Here is an 11,370-nt window from a genome sequence, read left to right as displayed (position 1 = left end):
GAAATTATATTCTCGATCCCATTGATCGGGACTCATCTCTTCCGTCATTTCTGGAAGCTTATCAAATGCTGCGTTCACCGCCGAAAAATATTTTCTTCCGTAATCTACGTAGGGACTATCAGCATATGACCATTTCAATACCGACCGCCACTTTTCCGGGTCATTTTCGGCTCCCGCTGCGCGATCCAGGGCCTGCCACGACCAAGCAGAAATTTCCGGCGCCAAAGCTTCGCCAGTCGTTATCAAGGCACAATAGTAAAAATCTTCTCCAGTTTCCTCAAAAAGATTCGAAAAAGCTAATCGAGCAGCTTCTGCGATGATTTCTGAAAGTTCATTCGTCATAGTAACACCTCTTAATTACGGAGAATTTTCCACAGCCGCCTGAGTTTCATTTCCAATAACACGCAATTCTTGTAACAAAGCGGCCTTGATCTCTGTCGGAGATTTTCCGTTCGCCGTCATTGAATCAACAATTTTTGTCGGCCGATTATTCACCATCACGTGACATTTGGCGGTGTGCATATAGTTGTGCGGCCTCGGATGGCCGATTGGAATACCATTAGCTGCATCGTTGATATCTATTCCATAGCTATCAAGAATTTTTCCCGCCATCCAGCCCTGTCGGGGCCGGCGACAGGTATTGCGCGGCGTCTACGTCGTAATAGCGGTAGCGGTTGTAATACAGCCAGCTTTCTGCATCCTCGCACTATATTGGATAGCTAACGTGGCAGCATTTTTACTGGTCCATACAATTTCGACGCACATGAATGTGGCGCCGACTAACTGTACATAAGGCTAAAATCCAGGCAAAATTTTAATAATAGGAAAGGCTCGTTGAGAACGACATTATACCAGCGAATTTTTCCGGCGTGGCCGACGCAACGCTTTCGTCTTATAATTTTTAATATCGGAAAAACCTTCTAAAATCATTAAATCAAAAACAAATTTTTCTTAAAAAGTCCTTTAAGTTTCGCGCGACGATGAGATAATAGCTCATGATCATTTGCCGCATCGTCAATATTATCTGTTAGCTGAATCATATAACTGTTACCGAATTTCTTGATGATGAACCCGGCTGCAGATATGGCATCGGCATTGACCTCTTTTGCCAAATAACCGCCGAACCAATTTGCCCAACCCAAATCAGTCAACCCAGAAACCTTGCTGTTCAAATCCCCCGCTCGAAATTCGGTATGAAATATACCATTCCGAAACCGCGCCCTTGCTTTCTCTGCGATTTCTTCATCTAGACTCATTTCAAGAAGATTAGATCTCTTCGTGGTTTTAATGTCATCCCCAGAAAACGGGTGCAGCATACCGGCAAAAGCAGAACTGGCGTCACACCAAGTAGTAAATATATCAAGCCAGTTTATATCTTTCCGAAATTCCGACTGGAAAAAAATACCTCCTAAAATCTGATCTTGCTTCATATTTTTAGTTGGAAAGGTCACGGTTGCCTTTGATTTAGCGACTTTCGAACGTTTCCAACTAAAATCCTGCAAGATATCCACCGGCGCTCCGGAAATTCGCATGGTCGCTTTCGCCGCCCAATAAGGTTCGCACTGGCCGATATCTGAAATAGAGAAGCCATTCCTCGCCGTAACCTCACCAAAGGTCGCAATTTTCTCTGGAATCAGCTTTGGAACCGAAAATATTTTCTCCAATATTTTTTTGCCGACATCCCAAGAACTCATATCCTGCTGAGAAGTGATATTTATAATCAAGTCCTGTGACATTATATTCCTGCAGTTCTTATGGCCAGACCGACAAACTACCACTTCCGCTCGGGTCGTAGATATAAACATCCCCGCCCCCTGCCCTGATTGCCTTCAGGAGTGGTCCAGAGACATATTGCGTTCTTGGGCTGACCACCAGATTAAACGGCTGGCCGGTCTGGTTTGCAAGTTCAATCTGCGCTCGCAACTGCCGTGAGAGTGAAAGATTCCTTACATCCTTGACCTCGATTATACCACCAACATTTGGCCCCATGATATCTGGGATCGTTGTAACATTGATGTTTCCGGTTGTAGGGTTATTCGGGCTCCTCGGAATCGAGACCGTATATGGAGTGCCATTCTCCGTCGCGTTCACGTGACTCATAGAGTCAATTACTTGCTGCTGGAATTTCCTGCCATTGCGGCGATTGGTTACAATACACGCCGCCAACCCCAACGGATCAACCCATCCGTTCGGATCAACCACATACCCCTGCGGCCTGATGCCGCCATCCAGCCCTATCGGGTCCGGTGACAGGTATTGCGCGGCGTCTACGTCGTAATAGCGGTAGCGGTTGTAATACAGCCCGCTTTCCGCATCCTCCCATTGGCCCTGAAAGCGGATCGGGCAGGTGATGGGCGGGGCGTTGTCATTGGCCGCCTGCTCAAGCTGATCGACCTTGCCCCACAGGCTGAGCTGCGCCCGCCACAGGACCTTGCGACCATCGGCCGAGACCAGTTCGCGCGGCGTGCCGATGTGGTCGGTGACGACATGGGCGACCTCATCACCGTAAACGCGGGCCAGCGGGCGGAAGCTGCCGGGGTCATATACCCAATGCTCTGCCCGATCCCATGCCACGCTGCCATCGGCATAAAGCGGGGCTTCGGCCACGATGCGGTCGCCGTCCCATTGATAGGCGCTGCCCATGCGTTGCTGCAGGGGAACGACCTCGGCGCTACCGGGCGCCGGCACCGGCGGATCGGTGTCATCCGGCACGCTCCAATCGTCCGGGCTGCGCGTCGTCTGACCGCCATCGATCACCCGCATCCGCCGGATCCGGCGGCCCAGGGCGTCATATTCGTATCGCCACACGGCACCGTCAGGCGTGGTCAGCCGGACCAGCCGGTCATTTGCGTCCCACGCCATTTTCCAGATGCGCGGACGGAAGCCCGGCTCTTCGTGGCGTTTCAGGATCACCCGGCCGCAATCATCATGCTGATAGGTGATGTGGCCACGGCGACGGACACGACCGGCCTGATCCTCGATCCGTTCGGCACGCATGTTCTCGATCAGGCCGGACAGGTTCCGGCTGGGATCGTAGTCATATTGGCGCAGGATCGGCGACGAGCCATCAGCCCGCTGCTGATAGGTGTCGGTGACCAGACCGCGTGCGTCATAGCGCAGCTCGGTCAGGCCGGCCGCGCGATCGGTGATGGCGATGGCCCGCCCTGCCCGGTCCCAGCCATAGCCGCGTTCCACCCGTGCGGCGGACCCGCGACCGTGCATCATCTCTGGCCCGACCAGTTGCCCGGTCAGGCGGCGCATCACATCCCAGCCTTGTTCCTGCGTGAACCCGGCGGCGCTTTGGCGCAGCACCTCTAGGCCCCGGAGGTCATGTTCGAAACGCAGCTCGGTCCCGACAAAGCGCATGGCGGAGACATGGCCATCCGCCGAATAGTCCAGATCCAGCCCAAGCCCATCACCTCCGCGCGACACGGGCGCAGCCGATCCCGGCTGATAGGTATAGGTCATCTGGCGACCATCGACGGTTTCGCTGACCATACGGCCCGCGATGTCATAGGCGCGGGTGATGGTGCTGTCATCACTGGCGATCCGGGTCGCGCGGCCAGCGGCATCATAAACGGTGGTCGTGACGCTGAGGGATATCCCGTCCCAGCTTTCGCTTCTGGTCAGCAATCCCGCAGGCGACCAGTCATAGCGGCTTTCGCCCCCGTTGGGCGCGATCCGCCGCGTCAGCCGCCCGGCAGCATCGTATTCATAGCGCGTGACAAGACCGGAATAATCCTTTTCCGCCACCAGGTTGCCAACCCTGTCATAGCTCAGCTCATAGCGCTGCCCCATCTCGTTGATGACGGCGGTCAGGCGCAGTGCGTAATCATGCTCCAGACGGACGCGGTTGCCCTGCGGATCCTGCGTTTCCAGCGGAATATCAAACGCGCCATAGCGGAATTTGCGCAGATCACCCATGCCATTGCTGGCCGAGCTGACAAGCCCTTCACTGTCATAGGTGGCGGTGATGATGGTGCCGTCCGGCAGCGTCACCTGTCGCAGCGCGCCGCGCTGGTTTTCCGGGCCACGGGTATAATCCATCAGGGTTTCCGCGCCGATTTCGTCAATCTGACGGATCATGCGGCCTTCGGTATCGTGGAACATCCGCACCGAACTGCCCGAGGGCATCTGCAGCCGCGTGGGCCGGTTCAAAGCGTCATAGTAAATGCGCGTCTGCCGATCCTGCGGCAGTTCGATCCGGGTCAGCTTGCCCTGCTGATCGCGGCGATATTGGCGGACGGCCCCGGTCGGATCGACAATCTGCACCAGATTTCCGCGCGCGTTATAGCGAAACTCGGTCCGGGCGCCCATTGCATCGATATGGGCAATGGGCTGGCGGTTGGCGTCATATTCCCATGTTTCGGAATGGCCCTCGGGGTCGGTCGCGCGCAGCAGGCAGCCGACGCCGTCGTAATCATAGCTCCAGCGGTTGCCCAGCGGGTCCTGGCGCTCAAGCACCTCGCAGGCCGGACCCCATCTGGTCAGCCACTCGCCTCCATCGGCGTCGATTTCACGCCAGACCAGCCCGCGATCGTTCCAGTCAAAGAACTTGACCACGCCCGCCGCATCCGTCACCCGCGTGCGCCGCGCCGCAATGTCATAGGCCAGCTCCACCGCAAGATGGCCACTGTCGGACCAGTTGCGGATCACCCGATCCGCACGATCATATTCGAAATAGGCCCGTGTCAGGTGGCTGTCCGACCACATGTTCAAGCGGCCCTGATCGTCATAGCCATAGCGCAGATGCCCGGTCTGCGAAGAATCCACCTGTGTCAGACGGCGTTCGCCATCATATTGCCAGGTAAAGACGCAGTCATTCACGCCGGTGCCGCCAAGTGCGGCGTGACGGATCACCATGCCCTTGCTGTCCACGGCCAGTTCGAACCCGTCGCTGTGGTGAACGGCCGTCAGCCCTTCGGCGCTGTAGTGGAAACTGATTTCGTTGCCATTGCGATCCTGAATGGCGCTCAGCAGCAACCGGTTGCCGACCCGGTGATTGAAGATCGTGAACAGCTGGCTGTTATAATCATAAAGATACAGCGCCTCGGACCGGCGGCCCAGCAGCGCCATCTGGGGACAGCGCAGGTTGACGCCCCAGACGTCATCCTCGGGGGCCTCGAACATGACCTCGGCCCCATCCGGGTTTTGCCAGATCACCGCGCCACCCTCCAGCCGCAGATGCTGCGCCCAGTTCCCGGCCCAGTCATTGCCCTGAATGCCCGTCGCACCCCGGCTGTAGCTGCGGGTCAGGACCAGCGGAATGGTGCCGGGGATGAACATGTCGGTGCGTATTTCGCCCACCTGCCCCGACGCCACGTCAACCGGATCGCCCTCCATCTTGCGGAACGCATTGTCGATCTTGTTGACCGCCGCGTTGATCCTGGGGAATTTAGGCGGCTTGGGCGGGTTTGGCAGGCTCGGCGTCGGCGGTGTATTTCCACCGGGCCTGGGCCGCTTCCCGCCCGTCGGCAGCGGCAGGAAATCCCCGATGAAGGCCACGGTGCGCGTGATCCGCATCAACATGCCGCCGTCGATATCAAGCTGATCGGCCGAGGTGGTCAGATCCATCAGAACCGTTTCGCGCCCGGTCTGGATCGTGCCGTCGCAGGTGGTCTTATGCCCCTTTCGCGACAGCGGAAAGCCGTTCACATACACAACGCCCGACCCTTCGGCGCATTGCTTTTCCAGCCCATGGTCCTGACAATCGATAAAGGCCGAGACATGGGCGACGTTCTTGTTCTCGAAAAGGACGTTGGGCGAGCCGGTGCGAATCTCGCCCTTCTCCTCGCCCTGTTGGCCCAGGGAATCCGCCGCGCCTGACAGCGCGCCACTGGTCAGACCGCCAACGACCGCGATCGTCGTGGCCACCAGCAAAGGCGAGGCCAGACCACCCGAAAAGACGGTCAGCACGGCCAGGGCGCCAATCGCCGCCACGGCGCCGACCACAACCGCCGCCGCCATCAGGCCCGCAACCAGACCCGAGGGGGCATGATAGATTTTGTCGCCGACGCATGCGGGCAGCTCGCTTGGACCTGACAGCGGCTCCAGCCCCATCCAATCCCCGACCACATCCCCGGCCCAGGACCCCAATACGTTACCGGCTTTTCCCGCCAGCCAGCCTGCCGCAATCGGAATCAGCGCCGCACCAGCCGCGAGGGCGATGGCACTGGTCGAGGCAACGGTGCCCGCGGCCGTTGCGCAGGCAATGACCCCCATGCCACCACGAACCGAAGCGACGACCGCTTCGGTGGCCAGCACCGAATTCTGAAAGCCCTCGCTTTCCACAAAATCCAGCCCCGAATCCCAGCCTTGGAAAAAACCGCCGCGCGCATCGGTCTGATTGGCGATTGCCGCCTGCATTTCGGGGGTCGAACCGGCGGGTTCGTTCGGGGTGGCTTGCAAACTGCCGGGGGCCCCGGACTGGGCCGAGGTTTCGCTGGCGACTTGCATTGATGTCATAAGCAAGGACATTGCGGCCCCCAAGCTGTTTACTGGTTACATTCGTCGGAACTTGAGTGTCTGCACAATCCGTCGAACCTCATTTGCCTGCCCGGCGCTCATCCGGCCGGGCATGGATGCGGTCACCACCATCGCCCGTCCCGCCGGGGTCGGCATCATGTAGATGATCTGATGCATCGGCCCCTGCTTGGACATCCAGCTGCATTCGATCTCGGCCGCCTCGATCCCGTCAAGCAGAACGGATTGCCGCCCCACCGTCTTGAAGTCGATCATGGCTTTGCTGACCTGACCGATCTGTTCTTCCAGATATTCCTGGAACGACATCCCAAAGGGCAAGCCATCGCGGGTCACCGTCAGGGTCAGACCGGGCGCCATGGCCGAATTCGAAGAAATCACGTTGATCGACTGATCGTTCCAGCCCTGCGGCACCTCAATCGAACATTCGTTCATCAGAAACATCAAATAACCTTCGATATACTGCGGTGACAATCCTGCCGCGCCAGCATCATTTCCGAATTGCAACGGCAGAACCAGCAGCAAGCTTGTCGCCCGCCCTGCCACGCGCACCGTTTTCCATCAACACACTCATTAACCACGCCAACATTACGGTTGTGTTAACCTTCGACGCAACCTCGAAGGTGGGCCAAGTGCTTGAAATGGGCAGATTCCCGCGTGGAGTCGAATCAGATTATGAGCATACTTTTATGGTCATATGATCGGCCTGAAGTCCACACCTCCAAGCTTGCCGGGGGATTATGAATCTGCACCCTGCCCCGATGGCAACGGCACAGCAGGCCGGGCGCAAGGTCATTCCCGTCCGAAAAGGCTTGATCGTCTGGAAGCGAACCGGAGGGGCGAGAACTAGATGACCGAACCTCTGAAAGCCAACATCCTGACATTGGTCTCCATTGGTGGGCGCCTGAACTTCAGCGACAAGGACAGCGCGATCAGGGGCACGAACCGGCTTTCGAGGTTTTCCGCCTTGGCCGGCTTCACACAGCCGCCCTACTCCTTATCCGCACCATATCCACCATCTGCGGATCACCGCCGCATCGCCCTTCTCCTGCGCTTATCCCCGATAATGTTCCCTTATCGGGGGTCTTGACTTCCCCGCGGGGAAGCCTGCATTCTCTGCAGATGGACCTGCCTATCGCCCCCCTGTCCCTGACGCCTGACGAGGCCGAGGCGCTGACCGCCCTCTATCGGCGCGGCACCCCCGACAACACCTTGCGAGCCTGGGAACGTGATCTGGCCTATATCGCTGCCTGGAAGCACGCGACCTATGGTCAGCCGCTGGCCTGGCCCGAAAGTGAGGCCGTGGCGCTGCGCTTTCTCACCGACCATTCGGTTGATCTGACGGACAAGCCGGGCGCGGCGCAAACGGCGGCGCAGGCATTGATCACTGCCGGGCTGCGCCGCAGCCTTGCCTGTCCTGCGCCGGCGACGCTGGACCGACGCGTGGCCAGCTGGAGGGCCTTCCACCGGATGAAGAACCTGCCCTCGCCCTTTGATGCGCCGCTGGTGTCGCAGGCACGCGGACGGGCACGGCGCGCGGCGGCACGTCCGACGCAGCGCAAGTCCGAAAACCCGATCACCCGTCCGGTTCTGGAAGCCATGCTGGCGACCTGCGATCACAGCCATCGCGGGCTGCGGGATCGCGCCATTCTGATGCTGGGCTGGGCATCCGGCGGCCGCAGACGGTCCGAGATTTCGGCCCTGAACCTGGACGATATCGACAGCCGCGAGTTCGAGGCCAAGGGCGTGCTGCGGGTCAGGCTGCTGACCACCAAGACCACCGGCCCCGTTGCCGCACCCCGCCTGCCGTTGAAAGGGCGCCCTGCCCGCGCCGTCACGGACTGGATCAGGTTGGCGGCTATTCTGGGCGGCCCCTTGTTCCGGCAGATCAGTCAGGCGGATCGGGTGCTGACGCGTCGGCTTGGCCCCGACGGCATCCGCGACATCATCCGGCACCGGCTGGAACTGGCGGGCTATCCACCCGACTTTGCCAGCACGCACGGCCTGCGGTCGGGCTTTCTGACGCAGGCGGCGCTGGACGGTGCGCCCCTGCCCGCCGCCATGCAGCTGAGCCTGCATCGCAGCGCCAACCAGGCACAGCGTTACTATGCGGATGTGGAGATCACCGACAATCCAGCGACGGATCTGCTGGGATAAGAAAGGGCGGCCCGAAACGGGCCACCCCCAGACCTTCCCTGCGGGGAAGATCAGTCCAACTGGTCCAACAGCGCCGCAACCGCCGCTTCCAGTTTGCGACGATCCACGGTGGAAAAATCGCGCGGCAGACGGATTTCCAGACGGCCATTGGCTGCGGTGCATTTGGCGCTGCCATGCGGGCGCACGATCTGAAAGGTCGTCTTGGCCTTGCCCGAAGGAACCCTAGGCGCGTCCTTTTCTGGCCGCACCGCGCCGGATTCCGCATCAGCGCCCTGCCCTGCAAACCGGCGCAGAACCTCCAACTCATCCTTGATGGATCGCGTATCCCAATCGGCAAGCTCTGCCTTGATCGCGGCAGCGGTGCCCGGAATATCGTCCAGCCGCTGCGCCAGCGACAGGCCCAGGGCCCGCGGAATTTCCTGCGGATAGATCAGCGCATCGCCCAGTTTCTCGACCAACGGGATGAAATTGCGGATATAGCTGCGCTTCTGATAGCCCGCCGATTTGAACAGGATCGCCACAGCTTTTTCCGGGTCATGTTCGGAGGTCTGCGGATCCATTGCGTAATGCAAGGCCAACTGCGCCATCTCGGCGAAGCTGATGTCCTTGCGGACCATGTTTTCATCCACCATGCGGCGATACAGCTGTTCCAGCGCATCACCACGGGCCGCGATCCCTGCCGGAATGCGGCCCCAGGCCTCGGCATCGCCGGTTTCATCCAGCAGCTTGCGATAGGCCGACAGCCGGCGATAGCCCTGGATCAACTCATACCGCCCCTCGCCCGCAGGCTCGACCCGGATCGGGTTGGACAGGCCGATGTCGCGGATGGAGGCAACCAGCTCCGCCAGTTCGAAATCGGCCGCCGGTGCACGGTCGCGGATCAGCTTATGGGTGCCGATCGCGTCCAACGGGATCATGTCGGTGATCAGGCCCGCCCGTTTCAGGCGCACATGTTCCTGTGCCAGCGCGTCGTTTTCGGCGCGGATTTCAGCCTCGATCCGGGCGCGGTCGCGGGTGCTTTCGGCGGTTTCGACGATCGCCGCGGCCATCGGGCCGCGACGGGCCTCCTTTTCCGGGGCCTTCCCCGCGGGGAAGCTGTCCGCCCCGTCATCCTGCGGAATTTCGATGTCGAACATGCGGCGCTTGCGGCTCATGCCTGATCCTCCAGCTTGTCCCATGCGACCTGCACATGGGCTTTGAATTCGTCATAGGCCTGATCAAATGTCGCCCGCGCGCGTCGCCATGTGCCGCGTGTCATGTCACGGTAATCGATCTCGTAGATCGAGGACAGGAACCGGCCCGATTGTTCGACCGCACGGGTCAGTTCGATCGGATGTTGCGCCATGCGGTCGCCAAAGACCTGCTGAAACGCGCCCATCATCGCCTGATGCAACTCATTCGATGGTTCATAGCGGGTCATCAGGAAACGGACATCGCGGAACGCCTTGGGCAGCGCGATCTTCCCCGTGGGGAAGTTTTCAAAGCCGTGGGACAGATCCTCCAACGCCTCGGACAACTGGCCGATGAAGCTGGTGGTGGAATCGTATTCCCAATAGCCGGGACCGGAGGGGATATACAGCATGTCGGCCGCAAAAACCGCGTTCATCGACTGATAGCCAATCGCCGGCGGGCAATCGAACAGGATCAGGTCATAGGCATCATCGGCCAGGCTGTCCAGGAATCGCGACACCGCCCCGAAGAAGGTCCATTCCGGGTTCAGGTGGCGATACTGGGCGCTGGCAAATTCGACAAAGGCCGCGTTGGCGCAGCTGGGCACGATGTCGATGGTGGGCCAGGCGGTCGGCTTGATGAAGTCGTTGGGCCGCAATGTGCCAAGGCCCATATCCCGGATCGAGGGCGGCAGCTTTCGCTGTGGCAGGGCGGTGCCCGACTCGGCGCCCGCGCTGGCCGCGTTCATCCGGTCGGTCTCACGCTCCAGATCGCGGGCCATGATGCCCCAGACGGTGTGATCCTCGCCGACATCGCTGAGCCCCATCGAATGCGACAGCGTGGCCTGGGGATCGAAGTCCACGACCAGCACCCGATAACCGTCAAGCGCCGCCGCATGCGCAAAATGCAGCGCAACGGTTGATTTGCCCGCGCCGCCCTTGAAGTTGGCGATCGCCGCCCGAAAGGCACGCTTGCCATCGGGGCGAGGGGGCATCAGGGATTTCTTGTTCACCTTGATGCGGCGGCGAAGCTCGTTGATTTCCTCGAGGCTGAACCAGCGCTGGCGGCCATCCTCTTCGACTTCCCCGAGGGGAAGGTTCGGATCGGCGGCCAGTTTGCCGCGGAAGGTGGACTGGTTGATGTTGAAGATCAGCTCGGCCACCTCCCAGCTGGAAAAGCGGCGGAGGGTCTTTTCATTGGCCGGGCTGAAGGTCTGCCGCCGGATCCAGCCCTGCATCTTCAGCGATTGCGCCTGCAGCTTCGCGAGGTCTTCGTGCGTATACATGTTGTGCCTGTATTGTCGGACGCTGATTATTGTCGTTTTCCGTTTTACGCCGGATTTGCGTCTTTGGCAAAAGGCAAGTTTACTGAACGCCGAATATAGCCTGTTCCTGCGCCTGTTGCGCGAATCGGTCTTGCTGCGTGCGTTGCCCGACCAGCGTACGCACGCAACAGATAGGGGGACATGCAACAGGCCCACACCAGAAATTGGGGGACATGGCGGCGCAATTAGGGGACATTCAGGCTGTCACCCTATACCATTGATACCCATTCTTTTCCTCT

Annotated in this window: 8 protein-coding genes; 1 reads left to right on the top strand and 7 read right to left on the bottom strand. The window is 59.5% G+C overall.

Annotated features, from left to right (window positions below; translation table 11 throughout):
* The 5 genes from H4P12_RS17720 to H4P12_RS17700 form a co-directional block, all read right to left on the bottom strand.
* Positions 1–342: DUF4303 domain-containing protein (locus tag H4P12_RS17720; protein ID WP_187794959.1), on the bottom strand; the 342-nt coding region annotated here is incomplete at its 3' end.
* A 15-nt stretch (positions 343–357) separates the two neighbouring features.
* The gene (locus tag H4P12_RS17715; protein ID WP_187794958.1) at positions 358–612 is read right to left on the bottom strand and encodes an AHH domain-containing protein; all 255 of its coding nucleotides are present in this window, start codon (positions 610–612) and stop codon (positions 358–360) included.
* A 317-nt stretch (positions 613–929) separates the two neighbouring features.
* A complete protein-coding gene (locus H4P12_RS17710; RefSeq protein WP_187794957.1) occupies positions 930–1,736 on the bottom strand; it encodes a hypothetical protein in 807 nt (268 codons plus the stop codon).
* Between the two features lie 16 nt (positions 1,737–1,752).
* Complete coding sequence (locus tag H4P12_RS17705; RefSeq protein ID WP_187794956.1) at positions 1,753–6,456, bottom strand: RHS repeat-associated core domain-containing protein; 4,704 nt, start codon at positions 6,454–6,456, stop codon at positions 1,753–1,755.
* Positions 6,457–6,501: 45 nt separating this feature from the next.
* A complete protein-coding gene (locus H4P12_RS17700) occupies positions 6,502–7,005 on the bottom strand; it encodes a DcrB-related protein (RefSeq protein ID WP_187794955.1) in 504 nt (167 codons plus the stop codon).
* 597 nt (positions 7,006–7,602) lie between these two features.
* Between H4P12_RS17700 and H4P12_RS17695 the strand changes: the two genes are divergently transcribed.
* The gene (locus H4P12_RS17695) at positions 7,603–8,637 is read left to right on the top strand and encodes a tyrosine-type recombinase/integrase (protein WP_187794954.1); all 1,035 of its coding nucleotides are present in this window, start codon (positions 7,603–7,605) and stop codon (positions 8,635–8,637) included.
* Positions 8,638–8,687: 50 nt separating this feature from the next.
* Here the strand turns inward: H4P12_RS17695 and H4P12_RS17690 are convergent, their stop codons facing one another.
* Positions 8,688–9,791, bottom strand: a complete 1,104-nt coding sequence (locus H4P12_RS17690) for a ParB/RepB/Spo0J family partition protein (RefSeq protein ID WP_187794953.1) — start codon at positions 9,789–9,791, stop codon at positions 8,688–8,690.
* Entirely contained in the window at positions 9,788–11,092 is a 1,305-nt protein-coding gene (locus tag H4P12_RS17685; protein ID WP_187794952.1) for an AAA family ATPase, read from the bottom strand. The genes H4P12_RS17690 and H4P12_RS17685 overlap by 4 nt, the downstream gene beginning before the upstream one ends.
* Between the last annotated feature and the right edge of the window lie 278 nt (positions 11,093–11,370).

The organism is Paracoccus amoyensis (assembly GCF_014490725.1).
Classification (GTDB): domain Bacteria; phylum Pseudomonadota; class Alphaproteobacteria; order Rhodobacterales; family Rhodobacteraceae; genus Paracoccus; species Paracoccus amoyensis.
This window is presented reverse-complemented; position numbering and strand designations above follow the sequence as displayed.